This window comes from Enterobacter sp. 01-M-03-SI-ECC, from assembly GCF_047530215.1.
GTDB classification, from domain to species: domain Bacteria; phylum Pseudomonadota; class Gammaproteobacteria; order Enterobacterales; family Enterobacteriaceae; genus Enterobacter; species Enterobacter chengduensis.
The window spans coordinates 269,458-291,154 of sequence record NZ_JBLKDA010000002.1 but is presented as its reverse complement, the minus strand read 5'-3'; the positions used below and the strand labels follow the sequence as shown (position 1 = coordinate 291,154).

The following is a 21,697-nucleotide window of genomic DNA, read 5'->3' as shown; positions in this document are numbered from 1 at the left end:
TTCTTCCGTGTTCGGTAACGCTCCAGAAATGCGTTTTATTCGTTGTTTGCGGCACATTGGCTATAGTGAAAGTGAATAATCACCGTTACATAGCGTTTCAGCCCCTAAAACGCTGACATCATAGACAGCGCCTTGTTAAGATACTGTGAATTTACTCACAGATTGAAAACGGTTACATCACCTCATGTAATCAGTTAGTGATCGGAACCACAATTTGCCGGGCGGCGACCGAGTGGCGACGCACTAAAGTCGGCATGAAACAATGTGTTGCACCCGGATCCAGCAGCCCTGCCGCCCCCTGTAACGCCAGCTCCGTTGCCAGTTTCGCCATAGAGGCAATGGGATAGCGCACCGTTGTCAGCTGCGGGTCGGTGTAACGCGCAATGGGGATATCATCGAAACCGATGAGTGACAAATGCTGTGGCACCGCAATGCCGTTATCCTTCAGCGCCGTCAGGGCGCCTGCCGCCATGCTGTCGTTATAGGCAAATACCGCAGACAGCTGAAGATTGCGGCCCAGCAGCTCTACCATCGCCGCCTCACCGCCCTGCATGTCCGGCGTGCCGGTCCCTATCCAGCTTTCCGATGGCGTAATACCGTGCTCTTTCAGGGCGTTTTGCCACCCCTCGCGCCGCAGCTCGTCATCTTCGATCCGGTGGCTGGAGGCCAGATAGCCAATCCGCTGGTGCCCGTTGTTGATGAGCATTTTCGTGGCCATCATGGCGCCGCTGACGTTATCCAGCCCGACGCAGCGATGGGCATAGCCGGGAACGATGCGGTTGATCAGCACCATGCCAGGGATCTGCTCCATCAATCCGGTGAGCTCTTCATCGCTCAGGGCTTTTGAATGGACAATCAAGGCGTTACAGCGCTGGCGGATCAGCACTTCGATGGCGTGGCGCTCTTTTTCCGCCTCATGATAGCTATTGCCGATCAGGACATATTTCTGATGCTGCTGGGCGACCATATCGACCGCTTTCACCAGCGCGCCGAAAAAGGCATCTGATACATCCATTACCACCACGCCGATGGTGTCGCTGACCTGCGTCGCAAGCGCCTGGGCGTTGGCATTTGGCCGGTACCCGAGCTGGGTCACAGCCTTCATTACGGTTTCACGGGTTTCAGGGCTAACCAGCGCGCTGTTATTCAGCACGCGTGAGACGGTGGCCACGGAAACGCCCGCCTGGCGGGCGACGTCACGAATGGTGATCATATTCACCATCCTTCAAAGGATTGCAGCAACTCACAGACACCCCCTGTGTTTAGCAAGGTGGCTATTTTGGCAGCGAGAGAAAGGGGACTACGTGAAGAAGCTCACACTCATGAAAACGCTTACATCCGTTTTGTTAATGATTGTGATCCAGATCGTTATCTGGATGTATTCCGCAATGATACCCCTGAAGCATGTGCGGTTAACTGACGCCATACCCACTCCAGCGGCCCCTGGCGGAAATAGCGTAGCCAGAGAACAGAAAACGCCAGGTTAATCACCCAGACCGGAATAACAAACGCCAGCAGCGCGAGGCGGTCGAATTTCATAAACAGGCCAAAGCGATAGAAAAGCGTGGTGCAGACAAGCGTTTGCAGGAGGTAATTACTCAACGCCGTGCGGCCCACGCAGGCGATAGCGCTGACAATCCACAGGCGAGAAAGCGTAGGCCAGAAGCCGTAGATCAGCGCCGCGTAGCCGATGGTCTGGAACGGCGCGCTCAGTTCGCGCGGCACCTGGAGCAGGAACGCGCACCAGCGGTAATCCCAGTGGATGTGCCACTGCACAACCACCGCCGGGAGGTTAATCAGCACGCCGAGCAGCACCAGACCGGCGCCGGTGCGGCGATAGTGCCGCAGGCTGAATTCACCTTTCAGCCAGCCGGTGCGCATCAGCGACGCGCCCATCAGCATCATCCCCGCCAGCTGCCAGCCGTATTGCGCCCCCAGCGCAAGGAGGTTATCCCCCAGCATGTCCGCGCGGTTGCTTATCGCTTCCGTACCGCCTTTCAGCTTCCAGAACTGCTCGTACTGCAGGTTAGCCGCATCCGGGATCCAGGCACGGTTTGTCGCCTCGCCGGAGATCGTCCCCAGCAGCAGCAATACTCCAAGCCCCATGACATAGAGCATCACGCCGGTATTAAACAGGCTTTTTACGCTCTGGGCATCGCGAATGAGGCGCCAGCAGATGAGCCCGACTAGCCCATACGCGAGAAGGATATCGCCGTCCCAGAAAAACAGGCCGTGAACAAAGCCGAGGATAACCAGCAGCGTCAGCCGCGACTGGATCCAGCGCGTGCCGCGTTTGAGGAGAAGCTGAAGACCTGCGCCAAACAGCAGGGCAAAAAGCGTGAGAAATTTAACCTGCGCGAAGAGGTCGAGGATAGCCCACGTCCAGGCATCGCGGAGAGTGATGTCGCCATACCAGGCAGGATTGAGATAAGCGGCCTTCGGCAAACCGAAGGCGCTGATATTAAGCAGCAGGATACCGAGAATGGCGACGCCGCGAACAAAATCGAGCGTGACGTTTCGCTCCATGGTCCCTGCCCTGTAAAACTTAATTGTGGTGACGTACGGCGCGCAGGAACTCCTGGCGGGTATTCTGGCTCGATTTAAACAGACCGCCCAGCGAGGTGGTGGTCGTTGCGCTGGTCGCATCGCGCACGCCGCGCGCCTTCACGCAGTAGTGAACCGCGTCGATAGAAACAGCCACGTTACTGGTGCCCAGCAGCGTTTGCAGCGCGGTCAGGATTTGCTGCGTCAGACGCTCCTGCACCTGCGGACGCTGAGCGAAGAACTGCACGATGCGGTTGATCTTCGACAGGCCAATCACCGTGTCTTTCGGGATATACGCCACGGTCGCTTTCCCGTCGATGGTTACGAAGTGGTGTTCGCAGGTGCTGGTCAGCGTGATGTCGCGCACCGTCACCATCTCATCCACCTTCATCTTGTTTTCAATGACGGTGATTTTCGGGAAGTTGGCGTAGTCCAGGCCGGAGAAAATTTCGTCGACGTACATTTTCGCGATGCGGTGCGGCGTCTCCATCAGACTGTCGTCACTCAGATCGAGATTCAGCAGCTCCATGATATCGGTCATGTGACCGGCAATCAGACGCTTGCGGGTTTCATTGTCCAAATCCTGCACGGGCGGACGCAGGGGCGTTTCAAGACCGCGCGCGACCAGAGCTTCGTGGACCAGGGCAGCTTCTTTACTGAGTGATGACATTTTGTTCTCCTGCAGGTGTGGCGTCTTTTGCCCTCGTTGTGGCAAAAGTATGCTCTCATTGTGCGTGAGGCGGCGCACATAATCCAGTATTCACGACGATAATTATTGCAATTGCTGTTGCCTTTCAGCGTGACGATTCCAGACCAGGGCTCCCCCGACGAACAGCGCCACGCCCGCCAGCCCCAGCGCGGGCTCCAGGCGGTGGGTAAGCCAGGTTGATAACGCCGAGGTGACCGGACCCACCAGTTGCCCAATCGCATACCCGGTGGTGAGCAGGCCTGCCATATAGCGCGTGTGGTTGGGCGCCAGCTCGCGACCGTATAAAAGAGAGAGCTGCACGGCGCACAAAAAGCCGCCGCCCACCAGCAGCCCGCCCGTCAGCAACCCGCCAATCCCCGGCAGCAGCCAGGCCGCCAGCACGCCTGCCCCCTGCAACCACAGAACGATAGCCAGTCTGCGGTTAGCCGTTGAGGTATGGCGCAAAAGAATACTCAGCGCAATGCCCACCACGGCGGCGAGGCCAAATATCGGCCAGACGAACTGGGCGAACAGGCTGCCGGGAAAACGCACCGCCGCCATTTGCGACAGGAAGGTCGCCGGGAGGATATAGCCAAACCCCGCCAGGCTGTAGCTCCAGACCAGGCGCTTTAAATCCGCCGTCAGCACCAGCGGCTCCGGCGCGGTGCCGGGGCGATGGAGCTGACCGGATCGCGGCAGATAGCGCGCCACCAGCGCAATCAGCACCAGCGCCAGCACGCCGTAGATTTGCCATGCCGCCCCGGCCGACAGGGATTTCGCATGAATATAGACGGCGAGCAGACCGCTCAGGGCAATGCCCGCCCCCGGCCCGGCAAACACGGCGGCGCTCAGACCCGGTTTACCCAGCTGTCCCAGCCGTTCGTTGGTCCAGGCGGCAATGAGCACCATGGACCAGCCGCTCATGCAGCCGATAACAAAGCGCAGCAGGCCGTGGACGACGGCGTTATCCGCCGCCGCGGAGAGCAGCGTCAGCGCAACCGCGCCGGTGATGCCAAGCCAGAGGCGCGTTTCAACGAAGCGGTGCGCGCGCATCGCATCCCACGCGCCCACCAGATAGCCCAGATAGTTCATCGCCGCCACCAGACCTGCGCTGGTCAGCGTAAGCTGCCCGGCAGCAATCATCAGCGGCACCTGGGGCGTAAAGGCAAATCGCCCTATCCCCATCGCCACCACCAGCACGACAAACCCACTGAGCGCAATACGCAGCGCCATGACCGCTCCAATTGTTAAATAAAAGTAAATTTATGATGCAGCATCTCGCGGTCTGGCGAAAGTGAAAGTTACTCACAGGTCAATGAAAAGGCTGTATTATGGTTTTTATGAATACGCATTCTCATTAAGGAGCCCTGCATGGAACTGCTCGAAGAGCACCGTTGTTTTGAAGGTCGACAGCAGCGCTGGCGGCACGACTCCACCACCCTGAACTGTGCCATGACGTTCAGCATTTTCCTGCCCCCGGCGGAAAATCCACCGGTTCTGTTCTGGCTTTCAGGCCTGACCTGCAATGACGAAAACTTCACCACCAAAGCGGGTGCGCAGCGTATTGCCGCCGAGCTTGGCATTGCGCTGGTAATGCCCGACACCAGCCCGCGCGGGGATGAGGTGGCCGACGATGCGGCATATGACCTCGGCAAAGGCGCCGGGTTTTATCTGAATGCCACCGAGCAGCCCTGGGCGCGCCACTACCGTATGTATGATTACATTCGCGGCGAGCTGCCTGCGCTGATTCAGTCCGAATTTGCGGTCAGCGAACGCTGCGCCATTAGCGGACATTCCATGGGCGGACACGGGGCGCTGGTGTTGGCCCTGAAAAACCCGGATAAATTTACCAGCGTCTCTGCCTTTGCGCCGATTGTGAACCCCACACAGGTGCCGTGGGGGCAAAAAGCCTTCACACACTATCTGGGTAACGATGAAGCGAAATGGCAGGAATGGGACAGCTGTGCGCTAATGCTGGCCTGCAAAGCGGAAGCGGCGATTCCCACCCTTATCGATCAGGGTGATGCGGACCAGTTCCTCGCCGGACAGCTGCAGCCTGCGGTGTTTGCTGAAGCCGCGCGCCAGAAGGACTGGCCGCTGACGCTGCGCATTCAGCCGGGATACGATCACAGCTATTACTTTATTGCCTCCTTTATTGAGGATCATCTCCGCTTCCATGCGGAGCATTTATTTGCATAAGCGCTGCCTGTTTTGCCCGGTGGCGCTTCGCTTACCGGGCCTACGGGCCTGTGCCCTTATGTAGGCCGGGTAAGGCGCAGCCGCCACCCGGCACATTACCCCATCAGAACTTATAATCCACGCCCACAAAGTAGCGACGGCCATCTTCCGTGTAGCTGTAATCGTCCCGACTCAGATCTTTGTCCAGCAGGTTCTGCACGCCCGCGCGCAGCTTCACGCTTTTCGTCGCCTGCCACGCGGCGCCGGTATTCCAGATAACGTAGCCACCCGGCGTTGGTGCACTGCTGGTCAGCGCGCGTTTCTCACCGGTGTAGTTGCCCTGAACATAGAACGACCAGTCCTGCGTCGCCTTCCAGTCAACGGTTCCGTTGGCGGTATGGAACGGCAGATCGGACAGCGGCTTGTTGCCGCCGTTGCTGATATCACGACCGTCGTTGTAGGTGTAGTTCAGGGTCACCTTCCAGTCGTCCGCCAGCGGGAATTTCAGCTCGGTCTCCACCCCGCGGATGCGCGCCTTGTTAACGTTGTAGTAGCGGAAAATCGGCTCGCCGTCCGCGTTCAGGCCAACGTAGTTTGGGTAGCTCTGCGCCTGCTTCACGTTCGCCGTACGGCTAATGCTGATACGGTCATCGACATTATTCTGGAAGGTGGTAATACTCGCCTGTACGCCCTCTAACCAGCCCTCTTCCCCGCTGTAGTAAAGACCGAATTCGAAGCTCTCGCTGGTTTCCGGCTTCAGGTCCGGGTTACCCACAATCTCACAGGCGCCGCGACACGAGCCGGTGACCCAGTCCGGGCTCAGCTGGAGCAGTGACGGGGCTTTAAACGCCGTAGCCCAGCCCCCTTTCACCGTGACGGTATCGGTCGCGTTGTAGACCAGATACGCCCTCGGGCTCCAGTGGTCGCCGTAGGTATCATGGTCGTCCATGCGGATGCCGGTGGTCAGCGCCAGAGGTTCAAAGATGCGCCACTCATCCTCAAGGAACAGCGCGTACTGGCTTGTCGACGTACTGCTGCCGGAGCCGCCCGTCAGGTTGACCGGATCTTTCAGCTTATCGTGACGCCATTCGCCGCCGAAGGTCATCAGCTGGTTGATTTCGCCGAGCGGCAGCACGTATTTTCCGTCCACCGCGTTGCTCTCGGAGGTGATCGGATTGCTGTTGCCCGGGTTTTTGTTATCAACCTTTTCGCCGTAAACCTTCAGCTCGCTGCTGCCCACACCCCAGCGGCCGTTGTGGCTAAGGGAGTAGTTCTGACGCTCGAGGCGGTTTTTGTCGAGGGAATCCGAGTCGCGATCCTGGCGGTCGAACCCGTAGCCCGCCGTAAAGTCGTGGTTTTCTGACGGCGTCCAGGCGAACTCCACGTTGGCATCGCGGCTGGTAAAGCCCTCAATGCGCGGGGTTTCACCGCTCGCCGTGGTAGAGGACTTCTGCTGACCGTCTTTCTCACGCTTCGCGAGGCTACCGTAGGCTTTCAGCCCCAGCAGGCCGTCCACCAGCGGGCCGCTGGTATAGAACTGACCGTTGTACGTGTCTCCACGGTCGCGATGTTCCTGAATGGTGGAGTCGGCGCTCAGGGTGCCCGTCCATTTCTGACCGATTTTTTTGGTGATGATGTTCACCACGCCGCCGAGCGCATCGGAGCCGTATAGCGAAGACATCGGGCCGCGCACCACCTCGATGCGTTCAATGGCGTCAACCGGCACCCAGTTGAGGTCGAAATCATTATGGCGGAATACCGCGTTACGCGAGTTGACGCGCTTGCCGTCGATCAGGATCAGCGTATAGCTGCTGTCCAGGCCGCGAATGCTTACCCCCTTACGGTTGTCCCCTTCGCTGGTGAGCTGTACGCCCGGCACATCCCGTAACACATCTTTCAGGTTCTGAACGGGTTTGCGCTGCAAATCTTCCTGGGTGATGACGCTGATGCTTGCCGGCGCGTCTTTCAGGTTTTGCTCGGTCGCGGAGGCCGTGACAACCATTGTGTCGCCGGATTCCGCTGCGATAACAGGCAGGGCCAGGGACATTGCGGACGCGCAAAGTCCTCCCCTGACGAAGGGATTCAACCTAAACATTCCATATCTCCATGAGGTAAATACAACTCAATCAAATCATCATTGCTCACGCGTCTTCCTTGCCGCCCACGTCTGCGGTGGGTCGGTGACACGCTTATTTTTGATAACGATAAAGCAAACGATAATTATTATCAATTAAATTGTTAAGAAATATATCTTTGTTTCTGCGGAGCGGGCATAAAAAAACCCGCTCAAACGAGCGGGCTAAAAGAGAGGAAGTGCGGTTATTTTTTAAATCGTTCCGGGAATTCCATTTCACTGTAGCGAACGAAGTGTGTTCCTTTCGTCAGCTTGTAGCCAAACCAGATGACGAGGAACAGCGGAATACCAATGTAGGTTGCCGTGACGGCGCCCCAGTCAATGGTGTCCGCCAGGAACGCTTCATAGTTCTGTCCCAGCGTAATGATCAGGCACAGAATGAAGGCGAAAATGGGACCCAGCGGGAAGAAGCCGGAGCGATACGGCAGCGAGTTAATATCGTGACCCTGCTTGACGAAGCCGCGGCGGAAACGGTAGTGGCTGATGGCAATCCCCAGCCAGGCGATAAAGCCCGTCATCCCGGAGGTGTTCAGCAGCCACAGGTACACCGTCTGGTTGCCAAACATAGAGGTCAGGAAGCACAGACCGGCAATCACCGTTGTGGCGTACAGCGCGTTGCGCGGTACGCCGCCGCGGGAGAGTTTGGCGAAGATTCGCGGCGCCTTACCGTCGCAGGCCAACGTGTAGAGCATACGGGTAGAGGCGTACATCCCGGAGTTACCGGCTGACAGGACGGCGGTCAGGATAACGGCGTTCATCACTGCCGCAGCAGAAAGCAGACCGGCGTGCTGGAAGACCAGCGTGAACGGGCTGACGCTAATGTCTTTGACGTCATTACGCAGCAGGCTTGGATCGGTATACGGAATGATCAGGCTGATAATCAGGATCGCAAAGACATAGAACAGCAGGATACGCCAGAAGACCTGACGAACCGCGCGCGGAATGTTTTTCTCCGGGTTCTCTGACTCACCGGCGGCGATACCGATCAGTTCGGTCCCCTGGAAGGAGAAGCCGACAATCATTGCCACGCCAATCATGGCCGACAGTCCACCGGCAAACGGCGCATCGCCTGTTGTCCAGTTGCTCCAGCCCGCAGGTTCTGCGCCTTTGAAAATACCAACGATCATCGCCACACCGACGACGATAAAGATGATGACGGTTGCCACTTTGATCAAAGAGAACCAGTATTCCGCTTCGCCGAAACCGCGCACGGAGATGTAGTTCAGCAGGAAGATGACGGCGAGGAACAGGGCGCTCCAGATCCAGCCCGGCGTATCCGGGAACCACCAGTTCATCACCAGCTGCGCGGCGACGAGGTCAACGGCGATAGTGACCGCCCAGTTGTACCAGTAGTTCCAGCCCAGCGCGAAGCCAAAGCCTTCCTCAACGTATTTTTGCCCGTAGGTCGAGAACGAACCGGATACCGGCATATACGCGGCCAGTTCGCCGAGGCTGGTCATCAGGAAGTACACCATCAGGCCAATCAGAATATAAGAGAATAATGCCCCACCCGGGCCGGCTGCCGAAATCGTTGCGCCAGAGGCAACGAAAAGACCTGTACCGATTGAGCCGCCAATGGCGATCATCGTCAGGTGACGCGCCTTGAGTTCACGACGTAGCGTGGGCGCTTCTGTGGTTTTAATTTCTGAAACCATGTGAAAATGCTGTCCATTCAATAAATGAGGCGCGATTGTAGCAGACGATCGCCGTTCCTTCCGGCAGAAATACCCTGTTATAAGAGAGCTTCATGACGCGGCCAGGATTATAAGTAAAGCATCATTTTTCCCTCTCCCCTTTGGGGAGAGTGTTAAATAGCGCAGTAGCGCAGAAAACGCTGCAGCGAGCTGGACAGGTGTTTCTGACGATGGTGAATGCACCACAGCGTGCGCACCAGCTTCGGCAATGGAACCGGGATTTCAACCAGCGACCCGGTCTCAAGCTGTTCGGCAATGACCCGCCGGGGAAAGACAGCTGATCCCCAGACCGTGGCGCACCGCGTGCTTGATGGCCTCCGAGTTCCCCAGTTCCATCCCCAGCTGGAAATGCGGCAGATGAGACAGCAGCAGGTAATCGACAATTTCACGCGTGCCGGACCCCTGCTCGCGCAGGATCCACTGCGCCTGCGCCAGGCGCTCCAGCGTCACCTCGCCCTGCAGTAACGACGAGGCCGGGGAGGCAAACACCACCAGCTCATCTTCCAGCCAGGGCTCGGCGATAATATCGACGTTATGACACGGACCTTCAATAAGGCCGATATCCACGCGGAAATCGATCACCGCGTTGATAACGTCCTGGCTGTTGCCCACGCTCATCTCGAGCGGAAGCGTCGGGAAATCCCGGCGGTAGCGGGCAATCACCTCCGGAAGGATATAGTTCCCGATGGTGCTGCTGGCGTAAACGCGGATCGCGCCGTTGTCTTCACGGAACAGCTGTTCGATTTCGACAGCCTGCTCCAGCAGCGCCAGCGCGCGTGGATAAAGAAGACGACCGTGCTCGTTGACCACCAGACGCTTCCCTACCCTGTCGAAAAGCTGTACGCCCAGCTGCCCTTCAAGATCGGTCAACGCCGCGCTGACCGCAGACTGTGAGAGCGCCAGCATTTGTGACGCCTGGGTCGTCGAGCCGCTTTTCAGCACCTCGGCAAACACTTCCAGCTGACGCAAAGTAATGTGCATGGTTGCTTACCACTTATATAGATTGATTATAAGTATATAATCAATTTTATTTTTAAGCCAGAGCGCCGTAACCTTTAGCCAGACAAAGGAGAAGGTTATGTCAGAAATCACCTTACAACATCATCGTACAGTGTGGCACTTCGTGCCGGGTCTTGCCCTCAGCGCCGCAGTCACCGCCGTCGCGCTATGGGGAGGCAGCATCCCGGCTATTGCAGGCGCAGGTTTCAGCGCGCTGACGCTGGCTATTTTGCTCGGCATGGTCGTGGGTAATACCGTTTACCCGCATATCTGGAAATCCTGCGACGGCGGCGTGATCTTTGCCAAGCAGCACCTGCTGCGTCTCGGGATCATTCTTTACGGCTTCCGCCTCACCTTTTCGCAGATTGCGGACGTGGGCGTGAGCGGGATTGCCATCGACGTCCTGACCCTGACCAGCACCTTTTTGCTGGCCTGCTTTATCGGCCAGAAAATCTTTGGCCTGGATAAGCAAACCAGCTGGCTGATCGGCGCCGGGAGCAGTATCTGCGGCGCAGCGGCGGTGCTGGCAACGGAGCCCGTCGTTAAGGCCGAAGCCAGCAAGGTGACCGTGGCGGTGGCGACGGTCGTGATCTTCGGTACGCTGGCGATTTTCCTCTACCCGGCCATGTATCCGCTGGTGGCCCACTGGTTTAGCCCGGAAACCTACGGCATCTACATCGGTTCGACCATGCACGAAGTGGCCCAGGTGGTGGCGGCAGGTCACGCCATTAACCCGGAAGCGGAAAACGCGGCGGTGATTGCCAAAATGCTGCGCGTGATGATGCTGGCGCCGTTCCTGATTTTCCTCGCGGCGCGGGTTAAGCAGCTGGCGCCGGCGAACAGCAATCAGAAGAGTAAAATCACCATTCCGTGGTTTGCGATCCTGTTCATCGTGGTTGCGATCTTTAACTCCTTCCACCTGCTGCCTAAAGCGGTCGTGGATATGCTGGTGACGCTGGATACCGTGCTGCTGGCGATGGCTATGGCGGCGCTGGGGGTGACCACGCACGTCAGCGCGCTGAAAAAAGCCGGGGCGAAACCGCTGCTGATGGCGCTGGTGCTCTTCATCTGGCTGATTGTCGGCGGCGGCGCGATTAACCTCGCGGTCCATAGCCTGATGGCATAAACCATCTCGTCCTTCTCCTGCTAACCCGCTATCATAAGCGTTTCGGGTTAGCAGGAGTTTTTTTATGAAATATGTTGGAGCGCACGTCAGCGCTGCCGGTGGTCTTGCAAACGCCGCCATTCGTGCCGCCGAAATTGAGGCGACCGCTTTCGCCCTGTTCACCAAAAATCAGCGCCAGTGGCGCGCCGCACCGCTCACCGCTGAGGTGATTGATGATTTCAAAGCCGCCTGTGAGAAATACCGGTACGGGCCCGGCCAGATCCTTCCCCACGACAGCTACCTGATCAACCTCGGTCACCCGGTTGAAGAGGCGCTGGAAAAATCCCGCGAGGCGTTTCTTGATGAAGTCCAGCGCTGCGAACAGCTGGGGCTGACGCTGCTGAACTTCCATCCGGGTAGCCATCTGATGCAGATCGACGAAGACGCCTGTCTGGCGCGCATTGCCGAGTCCATCAACATCACCCTGGACAAAACCAAAGGCGTCACCGCGGTGATTGAGAATACCGCCGGTCAGGGCAGCAATCTGGGCTTTAAGTTCGAACATCTGGCGGCAATCATTGACGGCGTGGAGGACAAATCCCGCGTCGGCGTGTGCATTGATACCTGCCACGCGTTTGCGGCCGGCTATGACCTGCGCACAACCGAGGCGACGAAAAACACGTTTGATGAGTTCGAGCGCATTGTGGGCTTTCAGTACCTGCGCGGCATGCACCTGAACGATGCGAAAAGCGCCTTTGGCAGCCGCGTTGACCGCCACCACAGCCTGGGCGAAGGCAACATCGGCCACGATGCGTTTCGCTTCATCATGCAGGACGCCCGCTTCGACGGAATTCCGATGGTGCTGGAGACCATTAATCCGGACATCTGGGCAGAAGAGATTGCCTGGCTGAAGGCACAGCAAACCGCAGAACAGGCGGCATAAAAAAAGCCGGGTGCGCGATGCGACCCGGCTTTTTTGTTGTTTATCGCTTACGCGGCTTTTGCCACAACTTCCGCTTCAGGACGTTTCAGCACCGCGTAAGAGAGACCCGCCACCAGCGTACCGGCAACAATTGCCAGCAGGTAGCCCAGTACCGGGGTAATGGCGCCAGGGATCAGCAGCACGAACAGACCGCCGTGCGGTGCCATCAGCTTCGCGCCAATCGCCATGGAGATGGCTCCCGTTACCGCACCGCCCACGATACAGCACGGCAGCACGCGCATTGGGTCACGCGCCGCAAACGGAATCGCCCCTTCGGTGATGAAGCACAGACCCAGCACCAGCGCGGCTTTACCGCCTTCCTGCTGCGCTTTATCGAACTTACGACGGGCAATAATCGTCGCCAGGCCGAGCGCCAGAGGAGGCACCATACCTGCCGCCATGATCGCCGCCATCGGCGCGTAGGTCTGGGTACTCAGCAGGCCCACGCCAAAGGCGTACGCTGCCTTGTTCACCGGACCGCCCATGTCGGTACACATCATGCCGCCGAGGATTGCGCCCAGCAGAACCGCGTTCGCAGTACCCATGGTTTGCAGCCAGTGGGTCAGACCCGCCAGGATGCCCGCAACCGGCTTACCAATCAGGTAAATCATCGCCAGACCGACCACCAGGCTGGAAATCAGCGGGATGATCAGAATCGGCTTCAGCGCTTCCATACTCTGCGGCAGCTTCAGCTTCGAACTGATCAGCTTCGCGACGTAACCGGCCAGGAAACCGGCGATGATGCCGCCGATAAAGCCGGAACCGGTGCTCACGGCCAGCATACCGCCGATAAGACCCGGCGTCAGGCCTGGACGGTCAGCGATGGAGAAGGCAATAAAGCCTGCCAGAACCGGCACCATCAGCGCGAAGGCTGAACCCCCGCCGATCTGCATCAGCGCTGCGGCCAGCGTGCCTTGTTCTTTAAACGCGGTGATACCGAACGCAAAGGAGAGCGCGATACAGAGACCACCCGCCACCACCATTGGCAGCATGTACGACACGCCGGTCAGAAGGTGGCGATAGGCGCCTGCGGACTCTTTCTTACCTTCGGTGGCGGTTTTAGCCGCACCGGTAGCCTGATAAGGTTTGGCTTCCGCCAGCGCCTTATCAAACTCCTGCGCGGTCTTTTTCAGCGCCAGGCCAGTGGAGGTACGGTACATTGGCTTACCGGCGAATTTCGCCAGGTCCACTTCGATATCCGCCGCCACAATCACCAGATCGGCCTCAGCGACTTCTTCCGGGGTGATAGCATTACCCGCGCCAACGGAGCCGCGCGTCTCAACTTTTACCCACCAGCCGCGTTTTTTCGCTTCGGTTTCAATGGCTTCAGCCGCCATAAAGGTGTGCGCCACGCCCGTTGGGCAGGCCGTCACCGCAACAATGCGTTTCGGACCCGCCGCCGGAGCCGTCGCGACCGGCGCGCTATAGACAGACGCGTGACCTTTCGCTTCGCTCAGGAACAGTTCCGGATGGGCCACCGCGCGATTAATATCGCCGAGCCACACTTTTTTGCCGTTCAGCGCACTGTCAGCCGGGATTTTGTCGCCCAGGACAATGGCCAGTTCTGCATCACCTGGATTATCGATAATCTCCAGATGTGCTTTTTGTGCCGCCGCGCCCAGCAAGGTCTTCGCCATATAGGCGCGAGCCTGTCCGAGACCGGAGTCAATGATCAGCAGCGTTTTCATTATTCCTCTCCTGCTGTTAGTTAAAAGGTTTTAAGTCAACGCGCGCCATCATCGCGGCTAACTGGGTACGATCGGTAATACCGACATTGCTCTGGCTGACGGCCAGGGCAGCAACGGCGGTGGCAAGACGTAAGGTATGTTCACTGGATTCACGCATCAGCAGGCCGTAAATCAGGCCGCCAACCATGGAATCCCCCGCGCCAACGGTACTCACAACTTCCATTGACGGCGGTTTGGCGATCCATTCGCCGGACGCGTTAACCCACAGCGCGCCTTCTGCACCAAGCGAGATAACCACGTGAGCGATCCCCTGCTCGCGCAGCGCATGGGCAGCGTCAATCACATCTTTTAATTCTGGCAGCTTACGGCCCGCCCAGATCTCCAGCTCGCGGCGATTCGGCTTCACCAGCCACGGCGAGGCTTTCAGGCCCGCAACCAGCGCGTCGCGGCTGCTGTCAAAAATGATGCACGGGCACTGGCTGCGCAGGCGCGTCATCCAGTCGGTAAAGGCTTCCGGGCTCACGCCGGACGGCAGGCTGCCGCTGACGCAGACCATGTCAAACTGGCCCAGCCAGGTCAGAGAGTCGTTCACAAAACGCTCCCAGTCCGACGGCGTCACCTCGAAGCCAGAGAAGTTCAGGTCGGTCACTTCACCGTCTTTCTCCGTCAGCTTAACGTTGATACGGGTACGGCCCTGCACAACCTGAAAACGGTTAGCAATGCCCAGCTCGCTGAACAGCTGCTGAAAACCATCCTGGTTATCTTTACCGAGGAATCCCCCCACGGTGACGTCGATACCGAGATCCTTGAGCACTTTCGCGACGTTGATCCCTTTGCCCGCAGCATGCAGGCCAGTGGTACGCACGAGGTTGACTTCGCCGCGCTCAATTTCCGGGCAAAATCCTACCAGGTCATAAGCCGGGTTCAGCGTAATAGTCGCAACACGTCTGCTCATTATGCGCCCTCCCCCAGACCTGCCGCGATGGCGTCGCCAATCGCTTTCAGCGCCTGTTCAGCATCGGCACCCTGCGCGGTGAAGCGCAGACGGTGGCCTTTCTTCACGCCCAGCGCGACCACTTTCATCAGGCTGCGGCCGTTGGCCGGTTTGCCCGTACCGTCAAGATTCGCCACGGTGATCTCACTTTCAAATTGTTTAATGGTATTTACCAGCATGGTGCCCGGACGGGCATGCAGGCCGTGTTCATTGCGAACCACGAACTCAGCGGTCTGCACGTCTTCCTTCAGCGCATCATCACTGGTCAGCAGTGCCAGCACGGTGGAGGCATCAGCGTTCAGCAGTTTTTCAGCCTGGTTGTTCAGCAGCAGATCGCCCAGACGCTTCAGCACGGAAACCGGCTGTTCATCGTTCATCGCTACGGTCACCAGCATGGCCGCGCGCTCGCCTTCGACGTCAAACGCAGTGGCCGCACGGCTCACGGCGATAGCGCTGCGCAGGTTGCCTTCAGCACTGTCGTTCAGCCAGATACCCTGGCCGAGATTCAGCGGCTTATCGTTAATCACGCGCGTCACAAACGTGGCATCCGCCGCGCCGGCCTCTTTCAGACGACCCGCGTTCAGCGCCTGCAGCGTCACCAGATCGGAGGCAACCACATCCAGGGTCAGCGTTTCATTATCGAGCTTCAGCGCTTCGCGCTGTTTTTCGCCCATCAGCAAGGCGCGCAGCTCTTCGGCAGTCGTGGCGGACTTCAGCTGTTCCGCCACCGCGTCATCGCTCAGGACATGCGTCAGCTGACGCAGCAGGCCTAAGTGTTCGTCGCTGCTGGCCGCGATCCCGATAGCCACATACGCCACCTGACCGTCGCCCCAGAGCACGCCCTGCGGGAACTGATAAACCTTAACGCCGGTTTTCAGCACCTGATCGCGGGTGTCGGTTGTGCCGTGAGGAATGGCAATGCCGTTGCCGAGGAAGGTTGAGGTCTGCTGCTCGCGGGCCAGCATGCCGTTGACATAGCCGTCCGCGACGTTACCCGCCTGCACAAGCGCAGCGGCAACCTGGCGAATAGCCTCTTCTTTATCCCCGGCCTGAGCGCCCGGGTGGATATCCTGAACAGATAACTGGAACATGGTTCTCCACTCCTGCTGAACTTGAATCGTTTCAGCTTTAATGAGAAAAAATGCGCTAGCCTGCTCCGTTTGTTAAAACAAGATAGCGCTGAAACGTTTCAAAAAGTCTTGCGCTTTCTGCAATACCTTGCAAGTAAACTCGTATTTCTGATGTCAGAATTTAGAGATACAGCACATTTCTTCTTCGCTGAGCTGAATGTTGCTGAAGTTCAGCACGTCAGTTTCAGCTAAGTTCAGCCGGGTCTGAAGGAAGTTGAAATGCCATTTTGATTTTTCGTGGCATCCTTGACGCCACCCACTGTTTATTTTTTAGCTAACGGCGTAAACTCCGCCCCTCTCTGCTACTCGCTAATTATAAAACATGCATAACACCCCTGCGGCCGTCTCGCCGAAGCCCTTTGATTTAACCTCAGCGGCGTTTCTGATTGTTGCCTTCTTCACGGGCATTGCCGGTGCGTTACAGACGCCGACATTGAGCCTGTTTCTGACCAACGAGGTTCACGTCCGTCCGGCGATGGTCGGCTTCTTTTTTACCGGAAGCGCCATCATCGGTATCCTGGTCAGCCAGTTTCTGGCGGGGCGATCCGACAGAAAAGGCGATCGCAAAAGTCTGATCGTTTTCTGCTGTCTGCTGGGGGTCATGGCCTGCGTTCTGTTTGCCTGGAACCGCAACTACTTCATTCTGCTTTTCATCGGGGTATTCCTGAGCAGCTTTGGCTCAACGGCGAACCCCCAGCTTTTCGCACTGGCCCGCGAGCACGCCGACCATACCGGACGGGAAGCAGTGATGTTCAGCTCTGTCCTGCGCGCTCAGGTATCGCTGGCATGGGTGATTGGCCCGCCGCTGGCCTACGCGCTGGCGATGGGTTTTGGCTTTACGGTGATGTACCTGAGTGCGGCCGTCGCGTTTGTGGCGTGCGGTGCGCTGGTGTGGTTCTTCCTGCCGTCCATGCGCAAAGAACCGAAAGTGGCAACGGGCGTGCTGGAAGCGCCGCGCCGCAACCGCCGAGACGCCCTGATCCTGTTTGTTATCTGCACGCTGATGTGGGGCACTAACAGCCTGTATATCATCAATATGCCGCTGTTTATTATTGACGAACTGCACCTGCCGGAGAAGCTGGCGGGCATCATGATGGGCACCGCGGCCGGGCTTGAGATCCCGACGATGCTGATAGCGGGCTATTACGCAAAGCGCTTCGGCAAGCGTTTTTTAATGCGCATCGCCGCTGCCGCCGGTCTGCTGTTCTATATCGGTATGCTGACGGTACATACGCCGGGGCTGCTGCTGGCTTTACAGCTGCTGAACGCCATCTATATTGGCATTCTCGCCGGGATAGGCATGCTCTATTTCCAGGATCTGATGCCGGGCCAGGCAGGCTCTGCCACCACCCTTTATACTAATACCACCCGCGTGGGCTGGATTATCGCTGGCTCCCTGGCCGGCGTGGTGGCTGAAATCTGGAACTATCACACGGTGTTCTGGATTGCGCTGGTGATGTGTACCCTGACGCTCGGCTGTCTGGCGAAGATTAAAGACGTTTAAGGCGCGGTGAGCGCTTCCAGCTCAAGAAGGTACGTCATCGCCTGCTCGCGCGTGCTGCCGCACATTTCGGCCGTGGGCTGAAGCCCGGAGCAGACTTTCGGGCGTAGCGGCGAACCAAAGATCATACACAGGTTGGCTTCAGAGAGCTGAACGCAGCGGGTGTTGGCAGGCTTGCCCTCGGGCATTCCTGGAATCGGGCTTGAAATGGACGGTGCAGTACAGCACGCGCCACAATCGGGACGGCAATCCATAAATGCTCTCTTTCGCGGACGAATGCCCGTGCAGTCGGGCATCGTGCGCACAGTAACACCTTTTGCGTATTGATAGCAAAAGCCGCGAATTCCGCTTGCCTGAAAGGCCGCGCGCGAGTAATTTGGCGCGATATTTTTTACCTCCCGTAAACAGGATTACTGCAATGCCAAGAGCGAACGAAATTAAGAAAGGTATGGTGCTGAATTACAACGGCAAACTGCTGATTGTGAAAGATATCGATATTCAGGCCCCGAGCGCCCGTGGTGCAGCAACGCTGTACAAAATGCGTTTCGCCGATGTGCGTACCGGCCTGAAGGTAGAAGAGCGCTTTAAGGGTGACGATATCGTCGATACCGTGACCCTGACCCGTCGCTATGTTGATTTCTCCTACATCGACGGCAACGAATACGTGTTCATGGACAAAGAAGATTACACGCCGTACATCTTCACCAAAGATCAGATTGAAGAAGAGCTGCTGTTCATCCCTGAAGGCGGCATGCCTGACATGCAGGTTCTGACCTGGGACGGCGTGCTGCTGGCGCTGGAACTGCCGCAGACCGTCGATCTGGAAATCGTTGAAACCGCGCCAGGCATCAAAGGCGCGTCCGCAAGTGCCCGCAACAAACCGGCGACCCTGACCACCGGCCTGGTTGTACAGGTGCCGGAATACCTCTCCGCAGGCGAGAAAATCCGCATCCATATCGAAGAAAAACGCTATATGGGTCGCGCTGACTGAGTGCGGCATGTGTCGGGTGGCGCTACGCTTACCCGACCTACGAAAAAACCGGCCCAGAAGCCGGTTTTTGTGTTTTTGTAGACTGGGTAAGGCGAAGCCGCCACCCGGCAATTCCGGTTACAGAAGCTCCGGATACTTCGTCATCTTCAGCGCCAGCTCAACGCCGCGCACTTCCGCCATCCCTTTAAGACGGCCTATCGCTGAATAACCCGGGTTGGTTTTCTTACGCAGATCGTCCAGCATCTGGTGGCCGTGATCCGGACGGAACGGAATAGGACGCATATCGCCCGCCTGCTTACGACGCGCCTCTTCCGCCAGAATGGCGTCTACTACCGCGACCATATTCACATCGCCGCCCAGATGCGCGGCCTCGTGGAAGGTCTTTGGATTCTCTTCACGGCAGGTCGCGCGCAGATGCGTAAAGTGGATACGATCCCCAAAGGCTTCAATCATCTGCACCAGGTCGTTATCCGCACGCACGCCGTAGGAGCCCGTACACATGGTAAAACCGTTATAGATGCTGTTGACCGTCTCTTTCAGCCACTGCATATCTTCAATGGTGGACACGATGCGCGGCAGGCCGAGGATAGGACGCGGCGGATCGTCCGGATGCACCGCCAGGCGCACGCCGACCTCTTCCGCGACCGGCACGATAGCGCGCAGGAAATACGCCATGTTTTCCCGCAGCTGCTGCTTATCGATATCGCCATATTCCGCCAGGCGCGCGCGGAACTGATCCAGCGTATAGCCCTCTTCCGCGCCGGGCAGGCCAGCAATGATATTGCGGGTCAGCTTTTCAATGTCCGCGTCGCTGGCGGCGTTAAACCACGCGCGCGCCTGCTCCAGCTCTTCAGCGGTATAGTCCGCGTCGGCGCCCGGGCGTTTCAGAATGTGCAGCTCAAACGCCGCAAAGGCGATCTGGTCGAAACGCAGCGCTTTTGAACCGTCCGGCATCTGATATTCAAGGTCGGTTCGCGTCCAGTCGAGGATAGGCATGAAGTTGTAGCAGACCGTATCAATACCGCAGGCCGCCAGGTTGCGAATGCTCTGCTGGTAGTTCGCAATCCAGGTCTGGTATTCACCGGAATGGGTTTTGATATCCTCATGAACCGGAATGCTTTCCACGACAGACCAGGTTAACCCCTTCTCCGCCAGCAGCGCCTGACGCTGTTGAATTTCCTCTACCGGCCAAACCTGACCGTTAGGAATATGATGCAGCGCCGTGACCACACCCGTTGCGCCAGCCTGACGCACATCATCAAGAGAAACCGGATCGTTCGGCCCGTACCAACGCCACGTTTGTTCCATTGCCTCACCCTCTTAAGTTGTTATACCAATATGTGCTACTGCAATGACGACTACCATACATGTTTACTGTCAAGGGTCAATACAGCGCCACACATTGATTGATCAAACTCACAGAACGGGGATATTTACGGCTCACCAATTTTATTTGCTGTCATATAACTTTACACTGGCATTGTTAATTAATGGTTAATCAGGTGTGTATCTCATGAAGACAATTGCCTCCGCCGTCCTTCCTGCCCAGGTTCAGCAACCGCGCTACGATCGTGCGCAATTACGCTCCCGCATCGTACATTTTGGCTTTGGCGCGTTTCACCGTGCGCACCAGGCATTGTTAACAAATCGGGTGCTGAATGAAAAAGGCGGCGACTGGGGCATTTGCGAGATTAGCCTCTTTAGCGGCGACGTGCTGATGAGCCAGCTGCGCGCGCAGGATCATCTGTTCACGGTGCTGGAGAAAGGTGCAGAAGGCAATGAGGCCATTATCGTCGGTGCCGTCCATGAATGCCTGAACGCAAAGCTGGACTCTCTGCCCGCCATCATTGAGAAATTTTGTGAGCCGCAGGTCGCGATTGTGTCGCTTACCATCACGGAGAAAGGCTACTGCATTGACCCCGCCACCGGAAAGCTCGATCTGCACAACGCGCGCATCATCCATGACCTCGAGAACCCGGCAGAGCCGCATTCCGCCCCCGGGATCCTGGTCGAGGCGCTTCACCGCCGCCGCGAGCGCGGCCTGCCTGCCTTTACCGTGCTCTCCTGCGACAACATCCCTGATAACGGGCACGTGGTGAAAAACGCGGTGCTGGGCATGGCGCAAAAGCGTTCCGCGGAGCTGTCTGAATGGATTGATCGCCACGTGAGCTTCCCCGGAACGATGGTCGACAGGATTGTGCCCGCCGCCACGGAAGCCTCGCTGGCGGAAATTACCGACGCGCTGGGCGTAGACGATCCGTGCGCCATCAGCTGCGAGCCGTTTATTCAGTGGGTAGTGGAAGATAACTTTGTCGCCGGTCGTCCGGCGTGGGAAGTCGCGGGCGTTCAGATGGTGCAGGATGTTCTTCCGTGGGAACAGATGAAATTGCGCATGCTCAACGGCAGCCACTCTTTCCTGGCCTATCTCGGGTATCTCGCGGGCTACGCCCATATTAATGAATGCATGGAGGACAGCGCGTTCCGTGACGCCGCCCGTCGCCTCATGCTGGACGAGCAGGCGCCCACCCTACGCATCAAAGATGTTGACCTCACCGCCTATGCCGACAGCCTGCTGGAGCGCTTTGCCAACCCGGCACTCCAGCATCGAACCTGGCAAATCGCGATGGACGGTAGCCAGAAACTGCCCCAGAGAATGCTGGACGGGATCCGCGTCCACCTTGAGCGAAAAACGCCGTGGCCGCTGCTGGCTCTGGGCGTGGCCGGCTGGATGCGCTACGTCAGCGGTACCGACGAACGTGGCAATGCGATTGACGTTCGCGATCCCCTTAACGATAAAATCCGCGCGCTTGCCAGCGCCAGCGGCGACAGCGACCGCGTCAACGCGCTGCTGGGGCTGAGTGAAGTCTTTGGGCACGATCTCGCCCAAAACAACGTTTTTGTAGAGGCTGTCAGCCAGGCATACCAGCGCATTATCCGCCACGGCGCGCGTCAGGCTGTTATCGAAACGTTAAATATTTAACGATTATTGCGCTTAAGGTGAACGGATGTGGCCTCCGTTCGCCCTTCCCCTTCTCACCGGTCACGTTTTTCGCCAGGATAGAGAGAAGT

At 57.8% G+C, this 21,697-nt stretch carries 17 protein-coding genes and 1 pseudogene; 6 read left to right on the top strand and 12 right to left on the bottom strand.

All coding sequences use genetic code 11. From position 1 onward, the window contains the following. Positions 1-190: 190 nt before the first annotated feature. From galS to ACMWKK_RS03240, 4 genes are all read right to left on the bottom strand, one after another. Positions 191-1,213 (bottom strand): HTH-type transcriptional regulator GalS, encoded by a 1,023-nt coding sequence (galS, locus tag ACMWKK_RS03255; RefSeq protein WP_045328027.1) that lies wholly within the window; start codon positions 1,211-1,213, stop codon positions 191-193. 155 nt (positions 1,214-1,368) lie between these two features. Continuing rightward, on the bottom strand, positions 1,369-2,526 hold the full coding sequence (gene yeiB / locus ACMWKK_RS03250; RefSeq protein WP_112779763.1) for a DUF418 domain-containing protein YeiB: 1,158 nt from the start codon (positions 2,524-2,526) through the stop codon (positions 1,369-1,371). Between the two features lie 19 nt (positions 2,527-2,545). After that, positions 2,546-3,214 carry a GTP cyclohydrolase I FolE gene (folE, locus tag ACMWKK_RS03245; RefSeq protein WP_048993901.1) on the bottom strand — a complete coding sequence of 223 codons (669 nt, stop codon included), beginning with the start codon at positions 3,212-3,214 and terminating at the stop codon, positions 2,546-2,548. A gap of 102 nt (positions 3,215-3,316) precedes the next feature. Continuing rightward, entirely contained in the window at positions 3,317-4,465 is a 1,149-nt protein-coding gene (locus ACMWKK_RS03240; protein ID WP_112779764.1) for a YbfB/YjiJ family MFS transporter, read from the bottom strand. A 138-nt stretch (positions 4,466-4,603) separates the two neighbouring features. Here ACMWKK_RS03240 and fghA point away from each other — a divergent pair, with 138 nt between their 5' ends. Next, positions 4,604-5,431 (top strand): S-formylglutathione hydrolase, encoded by an 828-nt coding sequence (fghA, locus tag ACMWKK_RS03235; protein WP_112779765.1) that lies wholly within the window; start codon positions 4,604-4,606, stop codon positions 5,429-5,431. Positions 5,432-5,534: 103 nt separating this feature from the next. Here the strand turns inward: fghA and cirA are convergent, their stop codons facing one another. From cirA to yieE, 3 genes and pseudogenes are all read right to left on the bottom strand, one after another. After that, complete coding sequence (cirA, locus tag ACMWKK_RS03230; RefSeq protein WP_112779766.1) at positions 5,535-7,505, bottom strand: catecholate siderophore receptor CirA; 1,971 nt, start codon at positions 7,503-7,505, stop codon at positions 5,535-5,537. Between the two features lie 224 nt (positions 7,506-7,729). Further along, positions 7,730-9,199 (bottom strand): amino acid permease, encoded by a 1,470-nt coding sequence (locus ACMWKK_RS03225; RefSeq protein ID WP_112779767.1) that lies wholly within the window; start codon positions 9,197-9,199, stop codon positions 7,730-7,732. Between the two features lie 152 nt (positions 9,200-9,351). Then, positions 9,352-10,219: pseudogene (gene yieE, locus ACMWKK_RS03220) on the bottom strand (DNA-binding transcriptional regulator YeiE). Between the two features lie 97 nt (positions 10,220-10,316). On the opposite strand from yieE, the gene ACMWKK_RS03215 reads away from it, so the two are divergent. Next, positions 10,317-11,363 (top strand): YeiH family protein, encoded by a 1,047-nt coding sequence (locus tag ACMWKK_RS03215; RefSeq protein ID WP_112779769.1) that lies wholly within the window; start codon positions 10,317-10,319, stop codon positions 11,361-11,363. Positions 11,364-11,427: 64 nt separating this feature from the next. Continuing rightward, positions 11,428-12,285 (top strand): deoxyribonuclease IV, encoded by an 858-nt coding sequence (nfo, locus tag ACMWKK_RS03210; protein WP_032641793.1) that lies wholly within the window; start codon positions 11,428-11,430, stop codon positions 12,283-12,285. A gap of 47 nt (positions 12,286-12,332) precedes the next feature. Here nfo and fruA read toward each other — a convergent pair whose 3' ends face one another. From fruA to fruB, 3 genes are read right to left on the bottom strand one after another with little or no spacing between them, the layout of a single operon-like run. Continuing rightward, the gene (gene fruA, locus ACMWKK_RS03205; RefSeq protein ID WP_045328012.1) at positions 12,333-14,012 is read right to left on the bottom strand and encodes a PTS fructose transporter subunit IIBC; all 1,680 of its coding nucleotides are present in this window, start codon (positions 14,010-14,012) and stop codon (positions 12,333-12,335) included. 16 nt (positions 14,013-14,028) lie between these two features. Then, complete coding sequence (fruK, locus tag ACMWKK_RS03200) at positions 14,029-14,967, bottom strand: 1-phosphofructokinase (protein WP_008500936.1); 939 nt, start codon at positions 14,965-14,967, stop codon at positions 14,029-14,031. Continuing rightward, positions 14,967-16,097 (bottom strand): fused PTS fructose transporter subunit IIA/HPr protein, encoded by a 1,131-nt coding sequence (gene fruB / locus ACMWKK_RS03195; RefSeq protein ID WP_112779770.1) that lies wholly within the window; start codon positions 16,095-16,097, stop codon positions 14,967-14,969. Before fruB ends, fruK begins: the two co-directional genes overlap by 1 nt. A gap of 361 nt (positions 16,098-16,458) precedes the next feature. On the opposite strand from fruB, the gene setB reads away from it, so the two are divergent. After that, positions 16,459-17,640: a sugar efflux transporter SetB gene (gene setB, locus ACMWKK_RS03190; protein WP_112779771.1), complete on the top strand. Its 1,182-nt coding sequence runs from the start codon at positions 16,459-16,461 to the stop codon at positions 17,638-17,640. On the opposite strand, the gene ACMWKK_RS03185 is transcribed toward setB, so the two are convergent. Further along, positions 17,637-17,891 carry a zinc/iron-chelating domain-containing protein gene (locus ACMWKK_RS03185; protein WP_045328007.1) on the bottom strand — a complete coding sequence of 85 codons (255 nt, stop codon included), beginning with the start codon at positions 17,889-17,891 and terminating at the stop codon, positions 17,637-17,639. The genes setB and ACMWKK_RS03185 overlap by 4 nt on opposite strands. A 164-nt stretch (positions 17,892-18,055) precedes the next feature. On the opposite strand from ACMWKK_RS03185, the gene yeiP reads away from it, so the two are divergent. Beyond that, positions 18,056-18,628 carry an elongation factor P-like protein YeiP gene (gene yeiP, locus ACMWKK_RS03180; protein WP_008500940.1) on the top strand — a complete coding sequence of 191 codons (573 nt, stop codon included), beginning with the start codon at positions 18,056-18,058 and terminating at the stop codon, positions 18,626-18,628. A gap of 117 nt (positions 18,629-18,745) precedes the next feature. Here the strand turns inward: yeiP and uxuA are convergent, their stop codons facing one another. Further along, positions 18,746-19,936, bottom strand: coding sequence for a mannonate dehydratase (gene uxuA / locus ACMWKK_RS03175; protein ID WP_045328005.1), 1,191 nt, complete (start codon positions 19,934-19,936; stop codon positions 18,746-18,748). 205 nt (positions 19,937-20,141) lie between these two features. On the opposite strand from uxuA, the gene ACMWKK_RS03170 reads away from it, so the two are divergent. Then, complete coding sequence (locus ACMWKK_RS03170; RefSeq protein ID WP_112779772.1) at positions 20,142-21,608, top strand: mannitol dehydrogenase family protein; 1,467 nt, start codon at positions 20,142-20,144, stop codon at positions 21,606-21,608. Positions 21,609-21,697: the final 89 nt, after the last annotated feature.